Annotated in this window: 1 pseudogene; it reads left to right on the plus strand. The window is 68.4% G+C overall.

Going from position 1 to position 519, the window contains the following annotated elements:
* A pseudogene (locus EN906_RS36660) lies at window positions 1-519 on the plus strand (alpha/beta hydrolase); the annotation flags it as partial.

Raw genomic sequence — 519 nt, forward strand, 5'->3', positions numbered from 1 at the left:
GACGGCGGCGGCGGGGCTGGCGCGCATGAACGCCGACGTCGACATCCGCCACAGCCTGAACGTGATCAGCGCGCCGACGCTTGTGATTCATCGCCGCAACGATGCGCGGGTCGACCCCGATGCCAGCCGCTTCCTTGCACAGAAGATTCCCGGCGCCCGGCTGGTCGAGATTGCCGGACGCGACCATCCGATCTGGACCGGCGATGTCGACGGGGTGGCCGACTTGATCGAGGAATTCCTGACCGGCGAGCGCGCCGTAGGCGAAGTGGACCGCGTGCTGGCGGCACTTCTGGTGACACGCATCTACGATACGGCGCGGCTCGGCGACCGCATGTGGAGCGAACGCAGCCAACGCTTCCAGGAAACCTGGCGGCTGCTGGTCGGACGCCATGGTGGGCGCTCTGTGGGCCTGCATGGCGAGTTGATGATTTCGCGCTTCGACGGCCCGGCACGCGCCATACGCTGCGCGGCAGCCCTGCGCGAGGCGGCGCAGGAAATCGGCGTGGCAAGCGCGCAAGG

The organism is Mesorhizobium sp. M7A.F.Ca.CA.004.06.1.1 (assembly GCF_003999135.1).
In the GTDB taxonomy this organism is placed as follows: domain Bacteria; phylum Pseudomonadota; class Alphaproteobacteria; order Rhizobiales; family Rhizobiaceae; genus Mesorhizobium.